The organism is uncultured Bradyrhizobium sp. (assembly GCF_947648125.1).
GTDB lineage: Bacteria > Pseudomonadota > Alphaproteobacteria > Rhizobiales > Xanthobacteraceae > Bradyrhizobium.
The window spans coordinates 364911-390939 of the sequence record NZ_CANSMR010000003.1; the positions used below are offsets into that span (position 1 = coordinate 364911).

The window sequence follows — 26029 nt, forward strand, 5'->3', positions numbered from 1 at the left end:
CGATGAAGGTCCTGATCGTCTTTGCCCATCAGGAGGCGCAGTCGTTCAACGCAGCGCTGCTGGCACGGTCGGTCGCGGAACTGACCGCGCTCGGGCACACAGTCAGGATCTCCGATCTCTACGCCATGCGCTTCAACCCGGTCGCGACCGCCGAGGACTTTGGCGAGCGGCGGTTTCCCGACCGGCTGCAATATGACCGCGAGCAGAAATACAATTTGCACCAGGAGTCGCTCAGCGGCGACATCGTCGCCGAGATCGAGAAGCTGCTGTGGTGCGACCTCTTGATCCTGCAGTTTCCGCTGTGGTGGTTCTCCGTTCCTGCCATCATGAAGGGCTGGATCGACCGCGTGTTTGTCAATGGTGCCGTCTATGGCAGCGGCCGTCGCTACGACACCGGCGGCCTTGCCGGCCGCCGCGCCATGGTCGTGACCTCGACGGCGGCGTATCCCGACATGTGCGCTTCCGACGGACTGGTCGGAGCGCTCGATGTCATCCTCTGGCCGCTGCAGAACGGCGCGCTGGCCTATGCGGGCTGCAAGGTGTTGCCGCCGTTCGTCTCATGGTCGGTCAACTTCGTCGATGAAGCCACCCGCCTCCACTATCTCGACGACTATGCCGACCGGCTCCGGCAGATCGAGACGACCGAACCGCTGTTCTTCCATCCGCTGCGGGACTTCGGCCCGGACTGGCGCCTCAAGCCCGGCGTGACTGCGAGAACCGTCGGCCAGGGCAAGCCTTCCGGCTAAGCCTGTATAGATAGATTGGAAGGATCTACGACTTTAAGCGCAAGTGCTTCCCGGGCGGGTTGTTGTAGAATAGCGTTGGCTTTGTGGACGCTGAACGAGGGTTTATCATCTCGCGATGGCGGCCGCGCCGAGGGATCGTCTCCGTCGCTCCAACGAGCGATGGCGGGGACGTTGAGGAGAACGGCGCCGGCCTAACGCGACTGCCCAAATGAAGCAGCGACCGATCATCCAGCGTCAGCCGCCATCGCGCTTCGGGGGCGAGGATCGATCTTCCGCAGGCTTGCGGAAGTTGGCAATAGGCAACCCTGTTGGGTGAGCACATGACCCCACAAGACCGCACACACGCAGGCTGGAGCTCGTGGTACCTGCTCTTTCTTGTTCAATTTGTCGCCGTTCTCTGGCCGCCATTCTTCAACAAGGTTGAACCTTCGTGGATTGGCATGCCCTTCTTCTATTGGTACCAGCTTCTCTGGATCATCCTGGGGGCCATCCTGACCGCAATCGTCTATTTTGCGACCGACGACTAGGTGCTGCAGGCACCACCGCGCAAAAGGAGAAGATAACCAAGGAGGGCTATTCGGGAGGAATGTCGTGCAGAACGTCGACTGGACTGCCTTCATCATTTTCCTGATGCTGTTTGCCTTCGTAACCTGGCTAGGCTTTGCAGCCGCGCGGTGGCGCAGGGGCGACCTCGATCTGCTGCACGAATGGGGGCTTGGCGGACGTCGCTTCGGCACCGTCGTCACCTGGTTCCTGGTGGGTGGCGACCTCTATACGGCTTACACGTTCATTGCCGTTCCGGCGCTGGCTTTTGGGGCCGGGGCGGTTGCGTTCTTCGCGGTCCCCTACACGATTGTTGTCTATCCCATTCTGTTCCTGGCTTTTCCGCGCCTTTGGTACGTTTGCCACAGGCACAATTACATCACGGCCGCCGACTTCGTCCGTGGCCGTTTCGGTAACCGCTGGCTCGCCTTGGCGGTGGCGATCACCGGCATCATCGCGACATTGCCGTATATCGCGCTGCAACTCGTCGGGCTGCAGGTCGTGATCGGAGGCCTGGGCATTTCGGGTGAGGGCTATGCCGGAGACCTTCCCCTTGTCATCGCATTCATCATTCTCGCAGCCTTCACCTATTCGAGCGGGCTCCGGGCACCGGCCTCGATCGCGATCGTCAAAGACATCCTTATCTATCTGACAGCATTTGCCGTGGTTGTCGTCGTTCCGATACAGCTCGGTGGATTTGAAAAGATCTTCGCGGCGGTACCCGCTTCGAAATTGCTGCTGGCTGTTCCCGGCGACAACACGACCGGTGCGTATGGCGCCTATGCCACGCTGGCGCTGGGATCGGCGCTTGCGCTCTTCCTCTATCCACATTGCATCACCGGCATCCTCGCCGCCAGCAGCGGGGGCGCCGTTCGTCGGAACGCAGCGCTGTTGCCGAGCTATTCGTTCATGCTCGGTTTGCTTGCCCTGGTCGGCTTCTTCGCCATCGCCGCGGGCGTCAGCGGACGTCCCGAGTACGCTGACGGCTTCAAGCAATTCGGCAACAACTTCGCTGTGCCGGCGCTGTTCCTCCAAAGCTTCCCGTCATGGTTCGTGGGGATCGCCTTTGCGGCCATCGGGATCGGAGCGCTTGTACCCGCCGCGATCATGTCAATCGCCGCAGCGAACCTTTACACCCGCAACATTCACCGCGAGTTCATCAACAGCGAACCGACAGACCGACAGGAAGCCCAGATGGCGAAATGGGTATCCCTGATCGTAAAGTTCGGCGCGTTGGTCTTTATCGTCTTCATCCCCTCGAAATATGCTATCTACCTGCAGCTCCTCGGCGGCATCTGGATCATCCAGACCCTGCCTTCGGTCATGCTCGGCGTCTATACACGCTGGTTTAACGATTGGGCGCTGCTCTTCGGCTGGGCCGTAGGGATCGTCGCCGGGACCGCAATGTTCGTCGCCGCAAATCTCACGCCGACCTATACTCTTGCGGTGGGCAGCTTCACTTTCCCCGGCTATTCCGCGTTGTACGCGGTGGTCGTCAACCTCGTCCTGACAGTCGCTCTTACGCCGCTTTTTGACCTTGCAAGCGGACGTCATCGCGACGAAACCATCGCAGCCGAATATCGAGCACCGCAGCCGACGTGACGTGCAGCCCGGCTTCGTGACGTGGGTGGGTCGCCACTGATCCCCTCACATCCGCTTCGCGACTTCTTCCAGCATCACCTCGGTGGCGCCGCCGCCGATCGTCAGCACGCGCGCGTCGCGCACCATGCGTTCGATCGGGGTGCCGCGCATGAAACCTGAGCCGCCATGCAGTTGCAGGCAGCCATGTACGACCTCGTGCAGCACCTCCGGCGACAGCGCCTTCACCATCGACACTTCGCGTAAACACTCCTGCCCGGCCGCGGCGAGTTCAGCGGCCTGATAGGCCAGCGCCCGTGCCGCCGCAGCCTTCGCCGCGAGTTGGGCGAGCTTCAGCCGTACGCCCTGCTGGTTCCAGAGCGGGCCGCCGAACGCCTGCCGCGTCTTCACGTAGTTCGTCGTCAGCTCGATCGCCTTGGCGGATTCGCCGGCGCAGATGCCGCCGATGCAAATGCGCTCGTTTTGGAAGGTCTCCATGATGCCATAGAAACCCTTGTTCTCCTCGCCGAGCAAATTTTCCGCCGGTACTCGCACGTCGTCGAAGGCGATCTCGGCGGTATCCGAGCAGAGCCAGCCGTGCTTGTCGAGCTTGGTTGCCGTGATGCCCGGCGTGTTGCGCTCGACGATGAACAGCGAGATGCCACGGCTGCCCTTGGCGTGCGGATCGGTACGCGCGGCAACGATCAGGATGTCGCCATAGACCGCGTTGGTGATGAACATCTTTGCGCCGTTGATCACCCAATGATCGCCGTCGCGCCGCGCTCGGGTCTTCAGACCTGCGACGTCGGAGCCCGCGTCCGGCTCGGTCACCGCGATCGAACAGACCGTCTCGCCGCGGATGATTGCAGGCAGATATTTCTGCTTCTGCTCCGGCGTGCCGCGCAGGCTGATGTGCACCGCCGACATGTCGGTATGAACCAGGATCGACGAGGTGAAGCCGCCAAAGCTCGAGCGCCCGAGTTCCTCGGCGAACACCATCGAGGCCAGCGGGCCCATGTCGGTGCCGCCATATTCGGGCGCATGGCGCATGCCGAGGAAGCCGAGCGCGCCCATGCGGCAATAGATCTCGCGCGGGATCTTGCCGTCGCGCTCCCACGCCTCGGCATGCGGCACCACTTCCTTCTCGACGAAGCGACGGACCTGCTCGCGCAGCATGCGCAGCTCCTCGGGCAGATTGGGCTGCTCCGGGAAATGGAATGCGGTCTCAGAGAGCTGGCGCGGATCCGAGGTCATGACGTTCATTGTGGCGCCCTCTCATGGCCGATGTGAAGATGGTTGCGCAGAAAAACTGCGAGGGATGCGATCGCCTCTCGCGCCTGCGGAATCTCGGGGAACATCTGGAAGACGTGGATCATGCCGTCCCAGACCTGCAGTTCGACCTCGCCGCCGGCCGCCTTGGCGCGCGCAGCGAGGTCGACCGAATCGTCGCGCACGGTTTCGCGGTCGCCGACCTGCACCAGGAGCGGCGGCAGCCGACTGAGATCGGCATAGAGCGGCGAGGCCAGCGGATCGCTGACATCGCCGTCCTTGCCGAGATAGTTCTTGGCCAGCGCCAGGATCATCGCGCGCTGGTGGATCGGATCGGCCTCGGCCCGGCTCTGATAGCTCGCGCCGCTCGCGGTGAGATCGGTCCAGGGCGACATCAGCGCGCCGGCCGCCGGAAGAGGCAAGCCGCGTTCCCTCGCCGCCAGCATCGCAGCGAGTACGAGATTGCCGCCAGCGGAGTCCCCGGCGAAGGTAATATCGGCCGGACGCAGTCCCAGATCGCGCAGATACCGATAGGCCGTCAGCGCATCATCGAGCGCGGCGGGAAACCGATTCTCTGGCGCGAGCCGGTAATTGATCGAAAGCACGCGGCAGCCCGACGCATCCGCGATCCGCGCGGCCAAGTCGCGATGCGAGGCGACCGAGCCGATGCGGAAACCGCCGCCATGAAAATAGAGGATCGCCTTGTCGCGCGGTGCGCCTGGCGGCACGAGCCATTCGCCGTCGACCCCGCCGGCGGAAACCGGCTCGCACGTCACCGTCGCCGCGCAGCCGGCAAAGGCCGCATCCCAGTCGCTGCGCATCTGCGCCACCGATGTGTCGCGGCTCCAGCCGCGATAGATCGCACGCAGGCGCTCGATTGCGCGATCGACCGGCGTGATGGCGATATCGTCGCCTGTGTTGGCCATCTCAGCCGCCGATACCCATGCCGCCGGACACGCCGAGCGTCTCGCCGGTGATATAGGCGGCCTGGTCCGAGGCCAGGAACAGCGCGGCGGCCGCAACCTCCTCCGGCTCGCCGAGGCGGCCGAGCAGCGTCGCGCCCGTCATCGCCTGCAGGATCTTGTCCCCGCCTTTCGCGACAGCCTGTTCCAGCATCGGCGTGCGGATCGGCCCCGGCGCGATCGCGTTGGCGGTGATGCGAAAGCGTGCATTCTCGCGCGCGATGCTCCTGGTGAACGAGATTACGCCCCCCTTGGCCGCGGAATAGACTGCGCCGCCCTTCGAGCCGAGCCGCGCCGCCTCCGAGGTGACATTGATGATGCGGCCGAACCGCGCCGCCTGCATCGCCGGCAGCGCGGCGTGCGTGCAGGCCAGCACCGAGGTGAGATTGACCGCGATCAGGCGGGCCCAATCCTCCGCCGTGGTGTCGGTGAAGAAGGCGTGCTGATCGACGCCGGCATTGTTGACGACGATGTCGAACGGGCCGTCCTGCGCCATCACCGCCTGCACGGCCGTTGCATCGCTGACATCGAGCCCGGCGACGTCGGCGCCGGTCTCCCGTGCAAGATCCGAGGCTCCGGCGACATCGAGATCGGCGATCACGACCCTGGCGCCCGCGCCGGCAAAACTGCGCACGATCGCAGCCCCAATGCCGCGCGCGCCGCCGGAGACGAAGGCGCGGCGGCCATCGAGACGTCCGAATGGCAAGGTCGCCACGTCAGCGCCCCGTGAATACAGGCTTGCGCCGCTCGATCACGGCAGCGAGCCCTTCGCGCGCATCCGCCATTCCCGAGAGTTCGGCGACCGTGCGCGCCTCTTCCGACAGGCACTGCTCGATGCTGGTGCCGGTGCCGGCCCAGACCAGCCGCTTGGTCGCCGCCAGCGCCTTCGGCGCGCCGGCCGCGAGCTCGTGCGCCAGCGCAAGCGATGCATCGGCCAGCTCCGCATCGGGCACGACCTTGGTGACGATGCCCATCTGCAACGCTTCCGCCGCCGGGATCACCGGATTGGTCAGCAGGATCGACATCGCCCGCCGCAAGCCGACCAGCCGCGACAGCGTCACGGAGACGCCGGCATCCGGCGCCATCGCCACCCGCGTCGCGCCAGCCAGAAACTTTGCCGATTCCGCCGCGATCACGATGTCGGAAGCGCAGACCAGGCCGAAGCCGCCGCCGCCCGCCGCAAAGCCCTGCACCGAGGCGATCACAGGCGCCTCCAGCCGCAGCAATCCGGTCACCGCATTCTGCAGATACGCGGTGGCCTGGCGGATATAATCGGGCAGCATCTCGCCCTTGGAGGCAAAGGCGCGGACATCGCCGCCCGCGCAAAAATTGGTGCCCTCGCCGCTCAGCAGCACGACGCGCAAATCCGGATGGCCGTGGCAGACCATGATGGCGTCGCACAGCGCACTCAAGAGCTCAGCGCTCATCCCGTTGGCCGCGTCGGGACGGTTGAGCCGCAGCCGCGCGATGCCGTCGGTGATGTCGAGCAGGACGGGACCCTTGTCGATCATGTCGAGACCTTCCCTAAACCAGGAACGAGAGCGTGTAGATCGCCTTGTCGTTGTTGACGAGGATGACCTTCTTGCTCGCCATCCGCAATTCACCATCGACATGGCGCAGCCGGTATTCGTTGCGCGCCGCCCACAGCGTGTCGTCGCGCAGACTCGACTCGAAGATCAGGCTGTTGCTGGCGACCGCGATGTCGCCATTGTCCGGCTGCTCGTCCATCAATTCGGTGTTGGAGATCAACCGGCGCAGGTTCGACTGCGGCGTCTGGGTGAAGTGCTTGCCGGTCATCAGCTGCCGGACGCGCAGCGCGATCCGCGAGCGGTTGTCGTAGATGATCGACATCTGCCGCTCCGGATCGATGTCGGCGCCGTTGGCCGGCACCCAATAGACGCCGTCGTCGGTCCAGAGCTTTTCCCAGGCCTCGTATTGATGCTCGTCCTGCAGCCGCGCCTCGCGATAGAGGAAGGCGGTGATGGCGCTCATCAACGTGGCGCTGCTCTCGCGCGACAGCATCAGGCCGGCTCCATCAGCTTGCGATAGTGGGTCCAGATGCCGCGCGACGGCACCTCGTCGGTGACGTGGCCGACCGTGAAGCCAAGCTCATCCTGCCGCTGGCGCTTCTCGCCGCGGCCGAGGAAGATCCACTCGGGATTGCGCGCCAGCACCCCGCGGTGGCAGCGCTCATACATTTCGGAATCATCCGCGAGCAGGAAGCCGGCCGGGCCGACCGAGCCCATGGTCTGCTGGCGCAGCCTCCGGTTCAGGTCCGGCGCGCCCTTGAATTGCAGCGCGGTGACGTGCTGCACGCTGTCGTCGACGCCGAGCGGCTGGATCACGAACATCTGGATCTCGGCGATGAACAGATTCGGGAAGATCATCACATGCGGCGTGCCGTCGATCATGATCTCGCGCGCCGCGGTGTCGCCATAGGCGGCCTTCATCCGCGCGGTGTAGTCCGGCAGCCGCTCCTCGCTGGTACCGAACCAGCTCATCGGCGCATCGCGCTTGCGAAACTCGGGCCGCAGGTCGATCTCGGTATGGCCGTTGCCGTAGTCACGTGTCAGCGCGGTCGAGGCACCGCCATAGAGCTTGCCGATCATGCTGTCGGCAACGCCGAAGATCGAGGTGTGCACGAAGGCCGGGTGATAGCCGTCGCACTCGTTCTCCAGGATAAACTTCCAGTTCGCCTTGACGCGGTGCTTAAGGAAGCCCGCGGTGATCTCGACCTCGCCCTCCGGCGACGTGCGCACCAGGCGGTCGATGGTCTCGGCGGCGCCGCCGAGATGTTCCTTCAAGGTCGGGCCATCGGCAGCGAACGAGCCAAACACGAAGCCGCGGTAGGACTCGACGCGGGTCACCCGCCCGAGCGCGAGCTGCGCCTTGTCCTGCCCCTCGTAGCCGTCAGGGAAGGCGTAGCCGACCAGCCGGCCGTCGTTGGCGAAGGTCCAGGAGTGGAACGGGCAGGTGAACGAGCGCGCATTGCCGCGCTCGAACGAACAGACCTGGTTGCCGCGATGCGAGCAGCGGTTGAGCAGCAGATTGACCTTGCCCTGCTCGTCGCGCGTCATGATCACGGATTGCGGGCCGATCGACTTGACGACGTAGTCGTTGGCGTTGGGCACCTCGCTCTCGTGCCCGACGTAGACCCAGGTCCGGTACCAGATGTTCTTGAGTTCGGCCTCGAAGATCTCGGGGTCGGTGTACAGCGATCCGTGCACCCGGTCGGGCCGGATCAGCCGCTCCCATGGCGAGACGCCGGTCATCAAGTTCATCGCTCCGTCTCCCTCGCCGGCCGCTTGTGCGGATGCCTTCACCGGCTGTCAATAATAATCCGAACGACCGTTCGATTAATGAATAGCACGTGCGCCGCCGGCCGGCAAGCTTCTTTGCAAACACCGCGGCTGAGTTCCGGAGCAGCGCGCAACGATGCAATCCGGTGGACCGCTGCGTGACTGCCTCAGCCCTGCGCCGCGCTGCCATCGCCGCCTGCAATCTGCTGCAACATCGACTTCGGCGTCGTCGCAAGCTCGATCTTGAGCTGGTCGCAGATCGTCCGCCGCAGCAGGCGCTCGATCTCGGTCGCGAGATCGCGATTGGCTGCGCGCGCGTCGGCGCCGCTCGCCCAGAGCAGGAGCTGCCCCAGCCGCCGGTCGCCATCGTCGCGCAAGGCCTCGATCGCGCCAGCATCGGACATGTCGCTTGGGAGGCGCGGCGTTGCTGGAATCTCCGGATGTGCCATGCCGCGAGCCAATCGCTTGACCGTGGCAAAAGTATCGTCCTGCAGGCGCACCTGCTCCAGCAGCGGCCCGGCCTTCCAGTCGGCCGCAAGCTTCAACCCGTTCAATGCGTAGATCGCGGAGAACACCTGCCCGCGGACGAAATCGTCGTTGCTGTTCGGCACGACATGGCTTTGCAGGGCATCGATGATGCCGTCGATCAGCCGCTCGAAGGATGCACTCATGCCGCGGCCTCCAATGCGCGCTCGAAAGCCCGGACGATCGAGGGCATCTGGCTTGCCATCACCGCAAGCCGCATGTCGTTGAAGCGATCGACCTCGAAGGCGCGCACCGCGCACATCTGGATCGCGGCGGCCTGATACAACGCGTAGGCCTCGTAGAAGGCGAGGCTCTTGTCCGAGACCGCAATGCCGGAGGCGCGCTGATAGAGGTCGATCACCTCCGCCCGTTCGAGCACACCATAGAGCTTGCGGCTCCTGGCGTTGAAGGTCGGCATCATCGCCCAGGCCAGATCCTCATGAGGATCGCCCAGATGAGTGAGCTCCCAATCAAGGATGGCGGCGATCCGCCCGCTGTGCTCGATGAAATTCCCGATCCGGTAGTCGCCATGCACGATCGTGCGGCATGGCGGCTGCGGGCAGTTATCTTCGAGCCAGCGTCCGCCCCAATCAAGCAGCGGATAATAGCGCGCGGTCGGACGCGCCAGCGACGCGCGCCAGCCGGCGATCGCGCGGACTTCGGCGCGTTCTCCGCCCTGCTGCAGCGATGCGAATGGCGTTCCGACCGGGTCGATCCGGTGCAGCGACGCCAGGATCTCGACGAACTGCCGGGCGATCGCGCGTTTGTGGGCCGGATCGAGCTCGCTCGCGGCCCATGGCGCGGGAACGTCGCCCTCGACATGCGCGCAGATGAAGAAAGGAAAGCCGATCTCGGCGCCATCCTGTTCTGATGACACCAGCGCCGGAACCGGCACGCCGCTGCCGGCCAGCGACTGCAATGCATAAACCTGCGGCAGCACCGAGTAAGGCGCAAACAGCCCGTTCGGCGGACCGACGCGCAGGATCAGCTTGCGATCGCCTTCAACAGCGGAGCGCGCCACGAAGGCATAGGTGATCCAGGAGAAGCCTGACGATTTGCGGCCAAAGCTCGTGATCTCCGTCCGGCTCCCGGATATCCGCGACAGATGCTGCGCGAGTGCCGTTCGTACCGCGTCGTCATTGACCGCGACCGGACGAACAGGCTCCGGCGCGGCGTCCGACACATCGTCCGATCGTTTGGCAACCTCCTGCATCAATTGACCGACCTCGTATAGCCCTGCCACTTCTCCTCGCGCAGCGCCGATTTCATGATCTTGCCGGAGCCGGTCAGCGGCAACGGCTCGAGGCGGATGTCGACCGAGCGCGGGCATTTGTAGCCGGCGATCAGGGTGCGGCAGTGCGCGATCACCATATCGGAATCGAGCCGCGCGCCGTCCTTCGGCACCACGATCGCGTGCACCGCCTCGCCCCATTGCGGATCGGGCACCGCGATGACGGCGCATTCCCTGACGTGCTCGTGCTGGAAGATGGCGTTCTCCACCTCGCCGGAATAGACGTTCTCGCCGCCGGAGACGATCATGTCCTTGAGGCGATCGACGATATAGACAAAGCCGTCCTCGTCCATCCAGGCGCCGTCACCGGTGTGCAGCCAGCCATTGCGCAGCACGCGCGCGCTCTCCTCGGGCTTGCGCCAGTATCCGAGCATCACGCCGGCGCCGCGGATCGCGATCTCGCCGACCGTCCCGCGCGGCACCTCGTTGCCCGCGGGATCGATGATGCGGATTTCGACGCCCGGCGCCGCCCGCCCCGCCGATTTGCGCTTGCCCGCCAACGGACCTTCCAGCGCGTGGTATTCCCAGGGCAGGATGGTCGCCAGCGCCGCGCTCTCGGTCATGCCGTAGCCCTGGTGAAAGCGCCAGCTCGGCAGCACGCGCATCAGCTTGACCAGCAGCGCATCCGGCATCGGAGACGCGCCATACTCGCAATCCCTGACGCTGCTCAGATCATACGTGCCGAAGGACGGATGATTGAGCATCATGTTGAGCATGGTCGGCACGAACAGGCAGTAATCCACTTTGTGCTCGGCGATGGTCCGCATCGCGAGCTCGGGCTCGAATTTCGGGATCGTGACGTGGGTGCCGCCGACCAGCGTCAGCGCGATCATCGGCGAGGTACCGGCCAGATGAAACATGCCGGCCGAGTGCAGGTACCGCGTGTCCTCGCGGAAACGGAGCGCATAGATCCAGACCAGCGATTCATAGATGATGTTGGCGTGCGACAGCATCACGCCCTTGGGGAAGCCGGTGGTGCCGCCGGTGTAGAAGATGCCCGCGAGATCGTTGTAGGCGCCGGATGCGTCCTCGATCGGCGCATGCGCGACGAGTTCGTCATAGCCCTGCATGCCGTCTGGGACCCGTCCCTCGTCCAGATAGACCATCGCGGTGAGCGATTTCGCGCCGCGCAGTCCCGATGCGGTCTCGGCAAAGGCCTTGTCGACCAGCAGCAACTTCGGCGTGGAATCGTCGATCGCATAGGCGTTCTCGGCGACCGCCCAGCGGGTATTGAGCGGCACAGCGACCGCACCGGCCCACGCGATGGCATAGAGCGCCTCGATGTAGAGGTCGCTGTTGTGCGCGAGGATCGCAACGCGATCGCCGGCCTCGACGCCGAGCCGCCGCAGCCCGCCCGCGGCACAGGCGACGCGATGGCCGATCTCCTTCCAGCTTCGCGACCGTCCCGCATGGATGGTGCCGGGGGCATCCTTGCGCAACTGCACTGCCGAGATGAGCGCCTGCGTCAGCTTCATGTTTCCTCCTCACCGCCATGCGGCCGCGTACGCCTGCGGATGTTTCCGTCATGCGTGAAGCCGATACCCCGCCCGGAGATTTAAGTTGATAATCCGGACAGACGGTCTATTATTACACAGCCAGTGCGACGGGTAAAGCCCTTGAAGGCACCGCCGCAGCGATCAACGAGCCCCGCAAAAGAGGGCGTCATGGGAGGGGAAGATGCGGAAGCCAATCGTCACGCTTGCAGTGTGGGCGTGCGCGCTCACCGGCGCGCTCGGATCAGCGAACGCCCAGAAGGCCTACGGTCCAGGGGTCAGCGACACCGAGATCCTGGTCGGCGCCAATGCGCCCTACAGCGGACCGGCGTCGATCTATGCGAGCTTCCCGAAGACCATGCTCGCCTATTTCACGATGCTGAACGAGAAAGGCGGCATCAACGGCCGCCACATCAACTTCGTAACCCGCGACGACGCCTATAGCCCGCCAAAGACCGTCGAGGTGACGCGCGCGCTGGTCGAGAACGACAAGGTGCTCGCGATCATGGCGCCGTTCGGCACGCCGACCAACGCCGCGATCCAGAAATACCTCAACAGCAACGGCGTCCCGCAACTGCTCGTGCAGAGCGGCGGCACCCGCTGGAACGATCCCAAGCAGTTTCCCTGGACGACGCCCTACTCGCCGACCTACGTCAACGAGTCCCGGATCATCGCACGCTACGTGCTGCGCGAGAAGCCGGATGCCAGGATCGGCGTGCTCTTGCAGGCCGACGACATCGGCAAGGATTTTGTCCTTGGTCTGAAGGAAGGGTTGGGCGCGAAAGCCGACACGATGATCGTCAAGGAGGCGATGTATCAGTCGACCGAGCCCACGATCGACTCGCAGATCGTGAATCTGAAGGCATCCGGCGCCGATACCATCCTGATCGCCGCGCAGAACAAATTCGCCTCGATGGCGATCCGCAAGATCCACGAGCTCGGCTGGAAGCCGTTGATCTTCCTCGGCTCGACCGCGAATTCGATTGCCGGCGTGCTGGTGCCGGCGGGGATCGAGGCCTCGACCGGCATCCTGACCACGACCTCCTACAAGACGCCGAATGATCCGGCCTGGGCCAATGACAAGGGCATGACCGATTATCTCGCCTTCGCCGCCAAACACATGCCGGGGATGGACCCGAACGACGTGATCGCGGTGACCGGCTACACCACGGCCCAGCTCGGCGCGATCATCCTGCAGCGCTGCGGCGACAATCTCACGCGGGAGAACGTGCTGAAGCAGGCCACCAACCTCAGCGGCATCGAGCTGCCGATGCTGCTCCCGGGCATCACGATCCAGACCACGCCGCAGGACTATGCGGCGATCACCGAGCGCCGCTTCGCCCGCTTCGACGGCAAGACCTGGGTGCTGTTCGGCGACATCGTGGGCGCGGGCCCGGCCAAGGACTGATCCCGCGCCACCCATCCGATTGACCGAACCGGCTCAAACCTAAGGACAAGAACAATGCTGACAGCCCAGGACGATCTCATCGGCCACCAGACGCCGCAGCCGTTTGCCAAGGCAGGCGGCGGCGATATCAGGTTTACCGAGCGCTACTGGTACACCGCGCATCCCATCGATGGCAGCGAGCTGCTGATCGACATCGGGCTCGGCTATTACCCGAACCGCAACGTGATGGACGGATTCGCCGGCATCACGATCGGCCGCCGCCAGCACAATTTCCGCGCCTCGCGCCGGCTCGGGACGCGCCCGCTGGAAACGGAAGTCGGCGGGCTCAGGATCGAGATTGTCGAGGGCAACAGCCTGCACCGGGTCTCGCTCGCCGACAATCCGTCCGGCATCAGCTTCGCGCTCGAGTTCAAGGCGAGCTTTCCGGCGGCGCAGGAGAAGCAGAATTTTCGCGAGCGCAACGGCGTCGTCGAGGAGGACCTCGCGCGCGTCTCGCAATTTGGCCGTTGGCGCGGCTGGATCGTCGCCGACGGCAAGCGCTACGACATCGAACCGGAACGATGGTGGGGACAGCGCGACCGCTCCTGGGGCCTGCGCTCCGAGATGCGCACCGACGAAACCAGGCCGCCGGTCGCGATCCATCGCAATTTCTTCTGGACCTGGTCGATGTTCCAGTTTCCGCAGTCGGCGTTGTCGATCTTCATCAAGGAGCGCACACCCGGCAAGCCGCATTACCTCTCGGGCAGCGAGTTCCGCCGCGAGGCCGATGGATCGGTTTCGCATCGCGAGGTGACCTCGGTCGAGCACGCGATCGAATGGGCCGACGATCCGCTCGGCCAGACCATCGCGGCGGCCGACTTCACTTTCAGCTTCGATCGCGGCGAGCCGCGCCGCGTCAGGATGCACGGGCTGCCGGCGCGATTTTATCTCAAGGCCGGCATGTATGGCGGCTTGCAAGGCTGGACCCATGGCGACGACCGCGGCGAGAACCATGCAGCCCACGACATCTGGAACCTCGATGACGCGGCGACGCGCGCCGTCGCGCGCACGCTGTCGGACCACGTCGTCCGGCTTGAGAGCGGCAACGAGACGGGATTCGGCATCAGCGAATATGGCGTCGCCGCTGGTTATCCGCGCTACCCGGGACCGCAGAAATTCCCGGCGATGTGATGGACGGGCAAGACATCCACGCCGCGGAGGGTAATGAATCCGCGTGCGATCCGTGGGATGACAAGGCGGCTGAGGCACTGGTCTCGCTCGAGACCATCGCGCCGCTGCGCTATCGCAGCCGCTTCGGCGACGGCAATCTCAACGGCCGTTCCTATGGCGGCCAGATCCTCGGCCAGGCGATGATGGCGGCAACGCTCAGCGCGCCCGAGGATCGCTCGGCGGCGATGCTGCAGCTCTTGTTCCTGCGCGGCGCCGACCCCACCCGGCGCATCACGTTTGACGCGCAGGTCCTGCAGGACGGCAAGCGGTTCTCCTCGCGCCACGTCGTCGGCAGCCAGGGTGACGGACGCACCGTGCTGAGCGCACAGGCCACGTTCTGCGCGGCCCAGCCGGGCCCGCGCCACGCAGCGCCGTTCGCACCATCGGAGGATCCGGAAACCCTGCCCGATCTGACCAGAATCCCCGACGGGCTGATGGCGCAGTTGCGGCCGCTCGGTCCTTATTCGCCGCACATCAAGCCCAGCATGGATTTCCGCATCCCCGAGATCGAACGTCAGCTCTCGGCCGCGACCGCAGAGCCGCGCCTGCGCTTCTGGATCAGATGCAGGCAACCGCTCGCAACAGGTTCCCGCGCCCAGGCCGCGGTGTTCGCCTATCTCTCGGATTGGTGGCTCAACTTCTCCAGCGTCGGCGGCCATCTCCGCGACCTGCAGTCGCGCGCGCCGCTCTATCTGTCGAGCCTCAACCATTGCATCTGGTTTCATCGCGCATTCTCGCCCGACGCCTGGATGCATGTCGAAACCGAGAGCCCCTGCGCCGATGGCGGCCGCGGGCTGTCGATCGCCCGCGTCCACGACCGCGATGGGTCGATGCTCGCGACCGCGATCCAGGAAACCCTGATGGTGCATCCGGATGGCGATGCGTAAGCCACGCCGCGACAGTTGAAGGCGCGTCGTGATCGCGGCTGAGCTGCAGCCGTTGCCAGCTATCGGTTCCATCGCCTGTTGAATCCCGGCAACACCGCCCGACAAAATGCGCAATTGCGCAGATTGCACGTTTTGAACCACGACTGTGCCGCATCTCGGTCCAATCCTGCCAGCGGATGGCGCAACAAAAACACGATTGGGGAAAACCTACATGCAGCAGGCAGCGTCGGGCGCACGGAGCGCGGAATCGTCTGGATATGTTCTCTACTTCCAGCTGGCCAGCAATGGCGCGAGACGCGCCTGCAGTCTGACGATCCAGGCGGAAAGTGCCAACGAGGCGGCGCGAATCTTCCGCGAGAACTGGACCGCAATCGAATCCATGGCACGCGACGGCGTCAGCACGGGAATGGTCGGCTCAGCGCCCGTCAGCCTGGCGATGTCGTGAGGCGCATCGCGCCCTACACGAGCTACCCTACGCTTGACGCGTGACAGGACAACGACCGCTGACTCAGGCCAGGATCGCGCGACCATTTGACGCGCTAACGTGAAACCAAGTCATGACATCCAAGTCATGAGATGCGGGGCTCGCGCACACGCGCAAGCTCCGCTGTGTCTTAGAACGATTCAAATCCAATCCGGTTAGAGGGATTCAAGTCTGCTCCGGTTCTTTTCGCGCGCGCCGACTGCTAGAGGCGCGGCGTGAATAGGTTTGCGTGAATCGGAAATACAAGAGTGCCTGTGAATACTGATCGCCGGGTTGTCGGCGACCGTCGAAATGCCGCCGACAAGGGCCGCACCCACCTGCTGATCGGCGCAGCATTCCTGCTCGCCGACATCTCCTCGGCGGTCACGCCGGCAAGCGCCCAATCGAGCGTCCCGTTGCCGCCGGTCACGGTCGACCAGCCGACGCAGAAGCGCAAGCCCGCAGCCAATTCGGCGCGGTCGGCACAGCGAACGCAGGCGGCCGCCGCGGCACGGCAGCGCAGCCGGAATGCGCAGCCGACGCCACCGGCACCTTCCGAGCGCGCTGCCGCCACCGCCGCGGTGCTGAACGAGGCCAAGCTGCACTATCGCGCGATGCCGAGCTCGACCACCTTGCGCAGCGGCGCCTCACCGCTCGACACCGCGCAGACGGTCAACGTCGTGCCGGAGCAGGTGCTGAAGGATCAGCTGCCGCGCAACCTCGATGACGCGCTTGCCAATGTCAGCGGCGTCACACAGGGCAACACGCTGGCCGGCACCCAGGACGCGGTGATGCGCCGCGGCTTCGGCGACAACCGCGACGGCTCGATCATGCGCAACGGCATGCCGCTGGTGCAAGGGCGCAGCCTCAACGCTGCGGTCGAAAGTGTCGAGGTGCTGAAAGGCCCGGCTTCGCTGCTCTACGGCATCATGGATCCCGGCGGCATCGTCAACACGATCAGCAAGCGCCCCGAGCTCTACCAGCACGGATCGGTGACCCTGCTCGGCTCGACCTACGCCAACAACAAGAGCGGCGCCGACGGCACCATCGACATCACCGGTCCGATCGGCAATGGCGGCCTCGCCTATCGCTTCATCGGCTATGGCGTGAGCGAGGATTATTGGCGCAATTTCGGGCGTCATCGCGAAATGCTGGTGGCGCCGTCGCTGGCCTGGTACGGCGACAACACCACGGTCCAGCTCAACTACGAGCACCGCGAGTTCATCACGCCGTTCGACCGCGGCACCGCATTCGATCCCGTGACCAAGGCGCCGCTGGCGATCCCGGCGACGCGCCGGCTCGACGAGCCGTTCAACAACGTGTGGGGCACCTCGGACCTGATGCAGGCCTCGGTCGAGCACCGGCTGAACCAGGACTGGAAGCTGTTCGCGGCGTACAGCTACAACACCGAGACGTTCAGTGCCAACCAGCTCCGCATCACCGGCATCAACACCAAGACCGGCGCCGAGACCCGCAGCAATGACGGCACGCAGGGCTCGCTCAGCAATGCGAGCTACGGCACGTCCTATCTGCAGGGCAATATCTGGCTCGGCGGTTTCCGCAACGAGGTGCTGTTCGGCGGCGACGGCCAGTATCGCACGATCTACCGCGACAATCTGATCCGGCAGGCGACGCCGAGCTTCAACTTCTATAATCCGGTCTATGGGTTGATCACGCCGGGCACCACGGTGTCCGCCACCGACAGTGCCCAGACCGACAAGCTCGGCCAGTGGTCGCTGTTCTTCCAGGACACGCTGCACCTGACCGAGCGCTTCGCGCTGGTCGGCGGCGTGCGCTACATGGACTACGACCAGATCGCGGGCAGGGGACGGCCCTTCATCATCAACACCAACGTCTCGGGGGACAAGGCACTGCCGCTCGGCGGCGCGATCCTCAAGCTTACCGACGAGGTCTCGCTGTATGCGAGCTACACCCAGTCGCTGAAGCCGACCTCGACCATCGCGCCGCTCACCGGCGGCGTCGTGATCGGCTCCAACATCGCCCCGGAAGAGGGCACCCAGTGGGAGACCGGCGTCAAGTTCGACTTCAACAAGCGCATTTCCGGCACGCTTGCGCTTTACGATATCGACAAGAAGAACGTGCTGGTTTCGCAGCTCAACGCCACGACCGGCATCGTCGAGTACCGCACCGCAGGCAAGGTTCGCTCGCGCGGTGTCGAACTCGACGTCACCGGCAGGCTGACCGACAATTGGAGCATGATCGGCAGCTACGGCTATACCGATGCTCGCGTCACCGAGGATCCGACGCTCGCCGGCAACGCCCTGCAGAACGTCGCGCTCAACACCGCCTCGCTCTATCTGGTCTACGATTTCGGCACCGCCCTGCCCGGCCGGCTGCGTCTCGGTGGCGGCGCGCGCTATGTCGGCGACCGGCCCGGCGATGCCGCGAACAGCTTCGTGCTGCCGGCCTACACCGTCGCGGATGTCTTCGCGACCTATGAGACCAAGGTCCAGACGTTCCCGGTGGTCTATCAGTTCAACGTCAAGAACCTGTTCGACACCGTCTACTATCCCTCGGCCGTCAGCAATCTGGCCGTGGCGATGGGCGACGCGCGACGCTTCTCGCTGTCGGCGACGGTGAAATTCTAGCATGGGCGTGGCGCGGACAGCGATCGGACTGCTCGCCGGCCTGGCCGCGCTCGGGTGCGCCTGCACCCCGGTGCGCGCCGACGAGCTCACGCTCTACTCGACCCGCGAAGCCAATCTGGTCGAGCCTGTCGTCGCGGCCTTCACGGCAGCGACCGGCACCAAGGTCAACACCGTCTTCATCGAGGACAGCCTGGTCAAGCGCCTGACATCCGAGGGCGACAATTCGCTCGCTGACGTCCTGCTCACCATCGGTCTCGACAAGACGACCCAGCTTGCCGTGCGCGGGCTGACGCAGGCGATTGCCTCTCCTGCCCTTGACCGGGCGGTTCCGGCGAACCTGCGCGGCAACAACAACCAGTGGATCGCGCTCACCATCCGACCGCGTGTGGTGTTCGCACGCAAGGACAGCACCCTCGCCGCGATCAGCTACGAAGAGCTCGCCGATCCCAAATGGCGCGGCAAATTGTGCATGCGGCCGGCCGCGCACCAGAACAATGTCGCGCTGATCACGGCCTATCTTGCGCATCACGGAACAGAAGCAACAGAGACCTGGCTCGGCGGATTGAAACGCAATCTGGCCCACAAGCCGGCCGGCAAGGACAACGACGTGATCCGCGAGATCGCGGAAGGACGCTGCGACATCGGGATCGGCAACACGGTCGCGCTCGCGCAGCTTCGCGACGGCCGCGAAGGCAATGACTGGCGCGCATGGGCGGACGCCGTGAAGGCCGTACCCACTGCGTTCGCGGGCAGCGGCAGTCACGTCAACCTGACGGGCGCGGCGATCGCCCGGCACGCACCGCATCCGGCCGCCGCGCGCGCCTTCCTCGAATTCCTCGTCACATCCGAGGCCCAGACGATCTTCTCCACCGCCGAGCTGGAATACCCCGTGCTGGCGACCGCTAAGCCGGCCCCGATTGTGGAGGGAATCGGATCGTTCGCGGCCGATGCTCTCCCCATCGACGAGATCGCCGCGCAGCAAGCGGCCGCAATCGCCCTGATCCGAAAGGCCGGATTCGATGAATGATATCCGCCGCCCGATCAAGGCCGCGCTGCTGCAGGTCCATTCCCTCGCCGGCCTCGCACTGGCGCTGCTATGGGCCGTGGTCGGCATCACCGGCGCGACAATGGTGTTCGAGGACGAGATCGAGGCCAGCCTGAACAGCCACATCATGCGCGTCGATGCCGGTGCGACGCGGCGGCTGACACCGGATGAGCTGGTCGCACGGCTGCAGTCGGCCGGCGACTTCGGCAGGGCCTCCGCCGTGACGATGGCGAGCGACCCGTCGGCCGCGGCACGTATCCGTTTCGCCCGCAGTGAAGGCGGCGCGCGGCCGTCCTCGGTTTATGTCGATCCCTACAACGGACATGTGCTCGGCTCGCCGCGCGGCGGGGACTTCTTCGCCACTATCCGCAAGCTGCATCGCTGGCTGCTGTTGCCGGGCGACGGCAACGGCATCGGCCGCAAGATCACCGGGTCAGCCGCGATCGGCCTGATCGTGATGCTGATCACCGGCCTCGTGCTGCGCTGGCCGCATCGCGCACGCAGCGTGAAGATGTGGCTGAAACCAAACCTGGGCCTGCGCGGACGCGGCTTGCATCGCTCGCTGCACGCCGTGATCGGCACCTGGGTGCTGCCGGTCTATCTGGTGATGACGCTGACCGGCCTGTGGTACTCGTTCGAGTGGTACAAGGCCGGCGCCAACTGGCTGCTGGCGCGGCCTCAGGCCACGGATGCGGCGATGCAGCCCAAGCCGCCACGCGGCGCGGCGGTCTCAGGGGGCAAAGGCGATGCCAAGACTGACACCAGCGCCGAGGCAAAGCCGCTCGCCTTCGATCGGGTCTGGACCACGTTCCTGCAGCAGGAGAATAACGACTACGGACGGGTCCTGCTGACCCTGCCGGCCGGCGCGGGCACCGCGGTGCGCGTGCGATCATGGCCGCGGGACTCGTGGCTCGAGAGCGTGCGCGACGAATTCCGCATCGACGCCGTCACGGGGCGCGTCATCTCGTCGGATCGCTACGCGGACAAGACGTTGGGCGAGCGCGTCCTTGCCGGCGTGCTCGACATCCACCGCGGCGCCATCCTGGGGTGGCCCGGCAAGCTCGCCTTCATGCTGGCCGCCGCCATGATGCCGCTGTTCGCCGTGACCGGCCTGCTGCTCTATCTGTCCCGCCGCAGGCACCGGCGCCTCGTGCGACAGCCGGTGGGTCACCTCGTTCCGGGCGAATGAACCTCGCGATCAGCCGAGACCGCACGCCGCGAGCCGGGCGCATAACTCGGCGTCCGATTCCGCCGCGAGTTCGAGCAATCCGCGATAGGGATCGCCCGATATCCCGAGCACGGCGGCGAACGCAGGCTCGGTCTTGAGGCCATCTGCGCGCAACTTGCCGACGGCTCGCCGCAGCCGTCCGTCATCAAGCGCAAGCAGCCGCCGCTCCACCTCGAAATGGATCCAGCCCCGCTGCTGATGCGCGGGACGCTGATCCCCGAACAGTTCGAACGGCCAGCCATTCCACACAAAGCGGGCAATCGTCGGCCGCGTTCCCGTGGCCCATCGGTAGAGCACGAAATCATTGGCTGATTGATAATGGGTCCAAACGATATCCGCGAAAGCATCCGGATCGGGCGTGTGGCAGACGATATCGATGTCGCTGCCCGGCACGGCAAGGCCGAGCGGCAGCGTTCCGACGATATGGGGATCGAACGGCCTGAGCAGCTCCATCACGGCGGAGCTGGTGACGGCGGATGCATAGTGCCCGATAGTCATCGCGTGGCGCGCCCTCGAGATCGCAGCGATGCCATACCACGCTGGCGTGGAATGAGGGAACCTCGACAAGCCGGGCGAAGCCTGACGGGAACGGTCTTGCAAACACTACGGGGCGATTTTCGACCGCGTCACCGTGGTCGAAAATCGCCCCGCCAGACAAGCAGCCAGGCGGGACTGCCTCGCAATCCCGCCTGTCCAGCCGATAGTCGCTTTGATCCGTTCGATCGATTAGCCGAACTGGTTCATCGTGTTGTGGACGCCGCCCGCCTTGAGGGCGGCCTCACCGGCGAAGTACTCCTTGTGATCGTCGCCGATGTCGGAGCCCGCCATGTTCTGATGCTTCGCACAGGCGATGCCCTGACGGATTTCCGCGCGCTGCACGTTCTTGACGTAGCCAAGCATGCCCTGCTCGCCGAAATACTCCTTCGCGAGATTGTCGGTCGACAGCGCAGCCGTGTGATAGGTCGGCAGCGTGATCAGATGGTGGAAGATACCGGCGCGCTTGGCCGAATCCGCCTGGAAGGTACGGATACGCTCGTCGGCTTCGATCGCCAGCGGCGTGCCGTCGTATTCCACCTTCATCAGTTCGGCGCGGTTGTACTTGCTGACATCCTTGCCGGCTTCCTTCATCGCGTCGTAGACCTGCCAACGGAAGTTGAGGGTCCAGTTGAACGACGGCGAGTTGTTGTAGGCGAGCTTCGCGTTCGGAATGACCTTGCGGATGCGATCGACCATGCTGGCGATCTGCTCGATATGCGGCTTCTCGGTTTCGATCCACAACAGGTCGGCGCCGTTCTGCAGCGAGGTGATGCAGTCGAGCACGCAGCGATCCGCACCGGTGCCGGGACGGAACTGGTAGAGGTTGCTGGGCAGACGCTTCGGACGCATCATCTTGCCGTTCTGGTTGATGATGACGTCGCCGTTGCGCGCATTGGCAGCCGTCACTTCCTCGCAGTCGAGGAAGCTGTTGTACTGGTCGCCAAGGTCGCCGGGCTTGTGGCTCACGGCGATCTGCTGCGTCAGACCGGCACCGAGCGAGTCGGTACGGGTCACGATGATGCCGTCTTCGACGCCGAGCTCGAGGAACGCATGGCGGCAGGCGCGGATCTTCGCGATGAACACTTCGTGCGGCACGGTGACCTTGCCGTCCTGGTGGCCGCACTGCTTCTCGTCGGAGACCTGGTTCTCGATCTGCAGGGCGCAGGCACCCGCCTCGATCATCTTCTTGGCGAGCAGGTAGGTCGCCTCAGCATTGCCGAAGCCGGCGTCGATGTCGGCGATGACGGGCACAACGTGGGTCTGGAAGTTGTCGATCTTCTCGATCAGCGCCTTTTCCTTCGCCTTGTCGCCTTCCTTGCGCGCGGCATCGAGCGCACGGAAGATGTCGTTGAGCTCGCGGGAATCCGCCTGGCGCAGGAAGGTGTAGAGCTCTTCGATCAGCGCCGGCACCGAGGTCTTCTCGTGCATCGACTGGTCGGGCAGCGGGCCGAACTCGGAACGCAGCGCCGCAATCATCCAGCCGGACAGATAGAGGTAGCGGCGATCGGTATTGCCGAAATGCTTCTTGACCGAGATCAGCTTCTGCTGGGCGATGAAGCCGTGCCAGCAACCCAGCGACTGGGTGTACTTGGTGCTGTCGGCGTCATAGGCGGCCATGTCGGCGCGCATCAGCGCAGCCGTGTAACGGGCGACATCCAGACCGGTCTTGAAGCGGTTCTGCAGGCGCATACGCGCCACGGCCTCGGCGGTGACGCCGTTCCAGGTGTCCTTGGTCTTGAGCAGCGCTTCGGCCGCCTCAAGCTCGCTCTGATACGAAGCCGGCCCCTGGATGGTCCGGTCGCTGATCCCGCGCGGTTGGAAGTTCATGTCCGTGATCCCTTCGGTGACGAAATAACTGGTCTCTTTGTAAGCCCAGCCTCACGGGGAGCTAGACCTGGCGCGGAAAACTTGTCATAACTTACAAGAAACCGATGTATTGTTGTAAGAATCTTACAAGAATTGGATGAGGCGATGGTAACCTCAAGCGCCCGTTCCGTTTTCATGGGCCCGCGACTGCGGCGGCTGCGGCGCGATCTCGGCCTGACCCAGGCCGACATGGCGGCCGATCTCGAAATCTCCGCCCCCTATGTCGCGCTGCTGGAACGCAATCAACGGCCGGTGACGGCGGATATGCTGCTTCGCCTGGCTCGCACCTACAAGATCGATCTGGCCGATCTCGCCGGCGACGGCGGCGCGGATCACACCGCGCGCATGCAGTCGGTTTTGAAGGAACCGATGTTTGCCGACATCGACATCCCAGCGCTCGAGGTCAGCGATCTCGCGGTCAGTTATCCCGGAATGACCGAGGCGTTCCTGCGCCTCTACACCGCCTATCGCGAGGAGCAGCTGGCACTTGCGGAGCGACGGGCTCCTGACCTGGTGGGTGGCGGGTCGCACCCGGGTCAGGAGAATTTTGACGCCAACGATCCCGTCGCGGAAGTCAGGCGCTTTCTCGCCGCGCGCCGCAACAATTTTGCCAATCTCGACGATGCGGCCGAGCGTCTCGTCCATGAACCGGCCGGCCCGGCCGGATTTATCGAGCGGCTTCGCGAGCGTCACAAGCTCCAGGTCCGCTATCTGCCGCCGAACGTCATGCTCGGTTCGGTCAGGCGGCTGGACCTCCATCGCAGGCAGTTGCTGCTCGAGGACTCGCTCGATACCGCGGGCCTCAATTTCCAGCTGGCCAAGCAACTCGCCTATCTGGAACTGGAAGGCGAGATCAGCGCGGCGGTGGAAGACGGCAAGTTCACCAGCAAGAGCGCCGAGTTGCTGGCCCGCCGCGCGCTTGCAGCCTATGCGGCGGCCGCGCTCATCATGCCCTATTCCGTATTTGCGAAAGCGGTCGAGACGCGTCGCTACGATCTGGAGGCGCTGGCGCGCCAGTTCGGCACCAGCTTCGAGCAGATCGCGCACCGCGTCACGACCCTGCAGCGGCCGGGCCTCGAGAAAGTGCCGTTCTTCCTGATCCGCGTCGATCCGGCCGGCAACATTTCCAAGCTGCTCGATGGTGCAGGGTTTCCGTTTGCGAAGCACGGCGGCGCCTGTCCGCTATGGTCGGTCCACGATATCTTCAAGACGCCGCGCCAGATCGTCACGCAATGGCTGGAATTGCCCGACGGCAAGCGGTTCTTTTCGATCGCACGCACCGTGACCGCCGGCGGCGGCGCGTTCGGCGCCATCCGCGTCGAGCGGGCGATCGCGATCGGCTGTGCCGCCGAGCATGCGGGCCAGCTGATCTACACGCGCGACGGACAAGGGCCGAACGCGGATGAGCCGACCCCGATCGGCGTCGCCTGCCGGGTCTGCCATCGCCCGAGATGCGCGGCGCGATCGGCACCGCCGATCGGACGCGAGATTCTTCCCGATGATTTCAGGACCTCGAGCGTCCCGTTCGGCTTCTCGGCGGATTGACGCGGTCGATCACCCCTGCGGCCGGTTCGCGTCATACAGCACCCGCACCCGGATCGTGCCGTCAATGGCTTTCAAATCAGCCAGCAGGCCCTCGCCCTCGCCGCCGACCACGTCGGTCTCGAGCACGACATAGCCGACTTCCGGATCAGTCTGCAGATATTGCGCCAGGATGTTGATGCCGTGCCGGGACACCGCGTCGTTAACCTGACGCATGACGCCCGGAACATTGCGGTGAACATGGATGAAGCGGGTGCCGGTCGGCCGCGCCGGCAGTTGCACCTGCGGAAAATTGACCGCCCCGAAGGTCGACCCGACGTCGGAATAGTCGATCAGCTTGCGTGCAACTTCGCCGCCGATGCGATCCTGCGCTTCCTCGGTCGAACCGCCGACGTGCGGCGTGAGGATGACGTTGGGGAGGCCCTGCAGCGGCGAGACAAAGCGCGCCTCGTTCGACACCGGCTCGACCGGAAACACGTCGACCGCGGCACCCGCCAGCCGGCCCTCACGCAGGGCGCTCGCCAGCGCATCGAGATCGACCACGGTGCCGCGCGAGTTGTTGATCAGATAGGCCTCGGGCTTCATCAGCTGGAGCTGGGCCGCACCAATCATGTTGGCGGTGGTCGGCGTCTCCGGCACATGCAGCGAGACGACGTCGCTCGCCGCGAGCAACGCGTCAAGCGATTCAGCGGGCTCGGTATTGCCGTGGCGGAGCTTGTCGGTCTGATCAAAATAGATCACACGCATACCCATGGATTCCGCGAGGTTCGACAGCTGCGAGCCGATGTTGCCGTAGCCGACGATGCCCAGCGTCTTGCCGCGCACCTCACGGCTGCCTTCGGCGGATTTGTCCCAGCCGCCGGCATGCGCGGAGACCGAACGCGGAAAGATCCGGCGGAACAGCATGACGATCTCGGCGATGGTCAGCTCCGCCACGCTGCGGGTGTTGGAGTATGGCGCATTGAATACGGGGATTCCGAGCTTTCGCGCGGCGTCGAGATCCACTTGGTTAGTGCCGACCGAGAAGCAGCCGACGACGAGCAGTCGGTCGGCGGCTTCGAGGATTTCCGCGGTCAACTGGGTCCGCGACCGAATTCCCAGCATATGGATGCCCGACAGCGCTTGCCTGAGTTCTTTCGGTCCCAGCGCCTTGGGCAGACGTTGCAGCTCGGTATAGCCGTTCGCCTCGAACATCCGGGCTGCGGAATCATTCACGCCCTCCAGCAGCAGCACACGTATTTTGGTTTTGGGCAGCGACAACATCATCAGGATCCGGGCTCGTAGGTTCGGGCAGTATCTGCACGAACGCAGTTTCGACGGATCAGGTGATAACACAGAAGACAATCGCGTCAGAAGCCGCCATGGGCCGCGCGCCCTGCGATTTCCGATGAGTCCCCTCGATCCGCGCGTCCAGACGCAGGGGCAGGACCCGATTCGGCCAAATGTCCTGGTCAATTCGCCGGCAAAAGGCCTCGTTTCGGCTCTTGGGGGCGCCTTCTCCGGCTCACCGGCTGGAGCCCAGTCGTGCT

Annotated in this window: 23 protein-coding genes; 11 read left to right on the top strand and 12 right to left on the bottom strand. The window is 64.8% G+C overall.

All coding sequences use genetic code 11. The features are described 5' to 3' along the window. Positions 1 to 2 precede the first annotated feature (2 nt). The 3 genes from Q0030_RS08680 (at position 3) to mctP (ending at position 2891) form a co-directional block, all read left to right on the top strand. The gene (locus Q0030_RS08680; RefSeq protein ID WP_298365434.1) at positions 3 to 746 is read left to right on the top strand and encodes an NAD(P)H-dependent oxidoreductase; all 744 of its coding nucleotides are present in this window, start codon (positions 3 to 5) and stop codon (positions 744 to 746) included. 320 nt (positions 747 to 1066) lie between these two features. Next, positions 1067 to 1273: a DUF3311 domain-containing protein gene (locus Q0030_RS08685; RefSeq protein ID WP_298365437.1), complete on the top strand. Its 207-nt coding sequence runs from the start codon at positions 1067 to 1069 to the stop codon at positions 1271 to 1273. A 64-nt stretch (positions 1274 to 1337) separates the two neighbouring features. Continuing rightward, positions 1338 to 2891, top strand: a complete 1554-nt coding sequence (mctP, locus tag Q0030_RS08690; RefSeq protein WP_298365439.1) for a monocarboxylate uptake permease MctP — start codon at positions 1338 to 1340, stop codon at positions 2889 to 2891. 45 nt (positions 2892 to 2936) lie between these two features. On the opposite strand, the gene Q0030_RS08695 is transcribed toward mctP, so the two are convergent. From Q0030_RS08695 to Q0030_RS08735, 9 genes are all read right to left on the bottom strand, one after another. Further along, a complete protein-coding gene (locus tag Q0030_RS08695; RefSeq protein WP_298365441.1) occupies positions 2937 to 4130 on the bottom strand; it encodes an acyl-CoA dehydrogenase family protein in 1194 nt (397 codons plus the stop codon). Then, positions 4127 to 5062 carry an alpha/beta hydrolase gene (locus Q0030_RS08700; RefSeq protein ID WP_298365443.1) on the bottom strand — a complete coding sequence of 312 codons (936 nt, stop codon included), beginning with the start codon at positions 5060 to 5062 and terminating at the stop codon, positions 4127 to 4129. Before Q0030_RS08700 ends, Q0030_RS08695 begins: the two co-directional genes overlap by 4 nt. A 1-nt stretch (position 5063) precedes the next feature. Continuing rightward, a complete protein-coding gene (locus Q0030_RS08705) occupies positions 5064 to 5813 on the bottom strand; it encodes an SDR family oxidoreductase (RefSeq protein WP_298365445.1) in 750 nt (249 codons plus the stop codon). 1 nt (position 5814) lies between these two features. After that, on the bottom strand, positions 5815 to 6609 hold the full coding sequence (locus tag Q0030_RS08710; RefSeq protein WP_298365447.1) for an enoyl-CoA hydratase-related protein: 795 nt from the start codon (positions 6607 to 6609) through the stop codon (positions 5815 to 5817). A 13-nt stretch (positions 6610 to 6622) separates the two neighbouring features. Further along, the gene (locus Q0030_RS08715) at positions 6623 to 7120 is read right to left on the bottom strand and encodes an aromatic-ring-hydroxylating dioxygenase subunit beta (protein WP_298365448.1); all 498 of its coding nucleotides are present in this window, start codon (positions 7118 to 7120) and stop codon (positions 6623 to 6625) included. Then, a complete protein-coding gene (locus Q0030_RS08720) occupies positions 7120 to 8379 on the bottom strand; it encodes an aromatic ring-hydroxylating dioxygenase subunit alpha (RefSeq protein WP_298365450.1) in 1260 nt (419 codons plus the stop codon). Before Q0030_RS08720 ends, Q0030_RS08715 begins: the two co-directional genes overlap by 1 nt. Before the next feature lie 185 nt (positions 8380 to 8564). Continuing rightward, positions 8565 to 9068: a hypothetical protein gene (locus Q0030_RS08725; protein WP_298365451.1), complete on the bottom strand. Its 504-nt coding sequence runs from the start codon at positions 9066 to 9068 to the stop codon at positions 8565 to 8567. Next, the gene (locus Q0030_RS08730) at positions 9065 to 10135 is read right to left on the bottom strand and encodes a phosphotransferase family protein (protein WP_298365453.1); all 1071 of its coding nucleotides are present in this window, start codon (positions 10133 to 10135) and stop codon (positions 9065 to 9067) included. The genes Q0030_RS08725 and Q0030_RS08730 overlap by 4 nt, the downstream gene beginning before the upstream one ends. Then, a complete protein-coding gene (locus Q0030_RS08735; protein WP_298365456.1) occupies positions 10135 to 11688 on the bottom strand; it encodes a long-chain fatty acid--CoA ligase in 1554 nt (517 codons plus the stop codon). Before Q0030_RS08735 ends, Q0030_RS08730 begins: the two co-directional genes overlap by 1 nt. 202 nt (positions 11689 to 11890) lie before the next feature. On the opposite strand from Q0030_RS08735, the gene Q0030_RS08740 reads away from it, so the two are divergent. The 7 genes from Q0030_RS08740 to Q0030_RS08770 all read left to right on the top strand — a co-directional run bounded on the left by Q0030_RS08740 (position 11891) and on the right by Q0030_RS08770 (position 20516). Then, on the top strand, positions 11891 to 13114 hold the full coding sequence (locus tag Q0030_RS08740) for an ABC transporter substrate-binding protein (RefSeq protein WP_298365458.1): 1224 nt from the start codon (positions 11891 to 11893) through the stop codon (positions 13112 to 13114). A 54-nt stretch (positions 13115 to 13168) separates the two neighbouring features. Next, a complete protein-coding gene (locus Q0030_RS08745; RefSeq protein ID WP_298365459.1) occupies positions 13169 to 14284 on the top strand; it encodes a hypothetical protein in 1116 nt (371 codons plus the stop codon). Beyond that, the gene (locus tag Q0030_RS08750) at positions 14284 to 15210 is read left to right on the top strand and encodes an acyl-CoA thioesterase domain-containing protein (protein ID WP_298365461.1); all 927 of its coding nucleotides are present in this window, start codon (positions 14284 to 14286) and stop codon (positions 15208 to 15210) included. Before Q0030_RS08745 ends, Q0030_RS08750 begins: the two co-directional genes overlap by 1 nt. A gap of 211 nt (positions 15211 to 15421) precedes the next feature. After that, positions 15422 to 15655 (top strand): hypothetical protein, encoded by a 234-nt coding sequence (locus tag Q0030_RS08755; RefSeq protein ID WP_298365463.1) that lies wholly within the window; start codon positions 15422 to 15424, stop codon positions 15653 to 15655. A gap of 377 nt (positions 15656 to 16032) precedes the next feature. Next, the gene (locus Q0030_RS08760; RefSeq protein ID WP_298365755.1) at positions 16033 to 18282 is read left to right on the top strand and encodes a TonB-dependent siderophore receptor; all 2250 of its coding nucleotides are present in this window, start codon (positions 16033 to 16035) and stop codon (positions 18280 to 18282) included. 1 nt (position 18283) lies between these two features. Further along, positions 18284 to 19309 (top strand): extracellular solute-binding protein, encoded by a 1026-nt coding sequence (locus tag Q0030_RS08765; RefSeq protein ID WP_298365465.1) that lies wholly within the window; start codon positions 18284 to 18286, stop codon positions 19307 to 19309. Continuing rightward, positions 19302 to 20516: a PepSY-associated TM helix domain-containing protein gene (locus tag Q0030_RS08770; protein ID WP_298365467.1), complete on the top strand. Its 1215-nt coding sequence runs from the start codon at positions 19302 to 19304 to the stop codon at positions 20514 to 20516. The genes Q0030_RS08765 and Q0030_RS08770 overlap by 8 nt, the downstream gene beginning before the upstream one ends. 9 nt (positions 20517 to 20525) lie before the next feature. Here the strand turns inward: Q0030_RS08770 and Q0030_RS08775 are convergent, their stop codons facing one another. Next, on the bottom strand, positions 20526 to 21053 hold the full coding sequence (locus Q0030_RS08775) for a DUF4269 domain-containing protein (protein ID WP_298365468.1): 528 nt from the start codon (positions 21051 to 21053) through the stop codon (positions 20526 to 20528). Positions 21054 to 21281: 228 nt separating this feature from the next. Next, complete coding sequence (locus Q0030_RS08780; RefSeq protein ID WP_298365471.1) at positions 21282 to 22919, bottom strand: isocitrate lyase; 1638 nt, start codon at positions 22917 to 22919, stop codon at positions 21282 to 21284. A 144-nt stretch (positions 22920 to 23063) separates the two neighbouring features. Here Q0030_RS08780 and Q0030_RS08785 point away from each other — a divergent pair, with 144 nt between their 5' ends. Further along, positions 23064 to 24503, top strand: a complete 1440-nt coding sequence (locus Q0030_RS08785; RefSeq protein WP_298365473.1) for a helix-turn-helix transcriptional regulator — start codon at positions 23064 to 23066, stop codon at positions 24501 to 24503. Positions 24504 to 24512: 9 nt separating this feature from the next. Here Q0030_RS08785 and serA read toward each other — a convergent pair whose 3' ends face one another. Then, complete coding sequence (serA, locus tag Q0030_RS08790) at positions 24513 to 25766, bottom strand: phosphoglycerate dehydrogenase (RefSeq protein WP_298365475.1); 1254 nt, start codon at positions 25764 to 25766, stop codon at positions 24513 to 24515. Positions 25767 to 26029 lie beyond the last annotated feature (263 nt).

Bases quoted from the DNA above. Each gene is read 5' to 3' on its own strand.
- Q0030_RS08770 (WP_298365467.1), top strand. From the start codon at position 19,302: ATGAATGATATCCGCCGCCCGATCAAGGCCGCGCTGCTGCAGGTCCAT.
- Q0030_RS08700 (WP_298365443.1), bottom strand. From the start codon at position 5,062: ATGGCCAACACAGGCGACGATATCGCCATCACGCCGGTCGATCGCGCA.
- Q0030_RS08745 (WP_298365459.1), top strand. From the start codon at position 13,169: ATGCTGACAGCCCAGGACGATCTCATCGGCCACCAGACGCCGCAGCCG.
- Q0030_RS08750 (WP_298365461.1), top strand. From the start codon at position 14,284: ATGGACGGGCAAGACATCCACGCCGCGGAGGGTAATGAATCCGCGTGC.
- Q0030_RS08755 (WP_298365463.1), top strand. From the start codon at position 15,422: ATGCAGCAGGCAGCGTCGGGCGCACGGAGCGCGGAATCGTCTGGATAT.
- Q0030_RS08695 (WP_298365441.1), bottom strand. From the start codon at position 4,130: ATGAACGTCATGACCTCGGATCCGCGCCAGCTCTCTGAGACCGCATTC.
- Q0030_RS08685 (WP_298365437.1), top strand. From the start codon at position 1,067: ATGACCCCACAAGACCGCACACACGCAGGCTGGAGCTCGTGGTACCTG.
- Q0030_RS08720 (WP_298365450.1), bottom strand. From the start codon at position 8,379: ATGAACTTGATGACCGGCGTCTCGCCATGGGAGCGGCTGATCCGGCCC.
- Q0030_RS08765 (WP_298365465.1), top strand. From the start codon at position 18,284: ATGGGCGTGGCGCGGACAGCGATCGGACTGCTCGCCGGCCTGGCCGCG.
- serA (WP_298365475.1), bottom strand. From the start codon at position 25,766: ATGATGTTGTCGCTGCCCAAAACCAAAATACGTGTGCTGCTGCTGGAG.
- Q0030_RS08775 (WP_298365468.1), bottom strand. From the start codon at position 21,053: ATGACTATCGGGCACTATGCATCCGCCGTCACCAGCTCCGCCGTGATG.
- Q0030_RS08785 (WP_298365473.1), top strand. From the start codon at position 23,064: ATGGTAACCTCAAGCGCCCGTTCCGTTTTCATGGGCCCGCGACTGCGG.
- Q0030_RS08710 (WP_298365447.1), bottom strand. From the start codon at position 6,609: ATGATCGACAAGGGTCCCGTCCTGCTCGACATCACCGACGGCATCGCG.
- Q0030_RS08680 (WP_298365434.1), top strand. From the start codon at position 3: ATGAAGGTCCTGATCGTCTTTGCCCATCAGGAGGCGCAGTCGTTCAAC.
- Q0030_RS08730 (WP_298365453.1), bottom strand. From the start codon at position 10,135: ATGCAGGAGGTTGCCAAACGATCGGACGATGTGTCGGACGCCGCGCCG.
- Q0030_RS08735 (WP_298365456.1), bottom strand. From the start codon at position 11,688: ATGAAGCTGACGCAGGCGCTCATCTCGGCAGTGCAGTTGCGCAAGGAT.
- Q0030_RS08715 (WP_298365448.1), bottom strand. From the start codon at position 7,120: ATGCTGTCGCGCGAGAGCAGCGCCACGTTGATGAGCGCCATCACCGCC.
- Q0030_RS08740 (WP_298365458.1), top strand. From the start codon at position 11,891: ATGCGGAAGCCAATCGTCACGCTTGCAGTGTGGGCGTGCGCGCTCACC.
- Q0030_RS08725 (WP_298365451.1), bottom strand. From the start codon at position 9,068: ATGAGTGCATCCTTCGAGCGGCTGATCGACGGCATCATCGATGCCCTG.
- Q0030_RS08780 (WP_298365471.1), bottom strand. From the start codon at position 22,919: ATGAACTTCCAACCGCGCGGGATCAGCGACCGGACCATCCAGGGGCCG.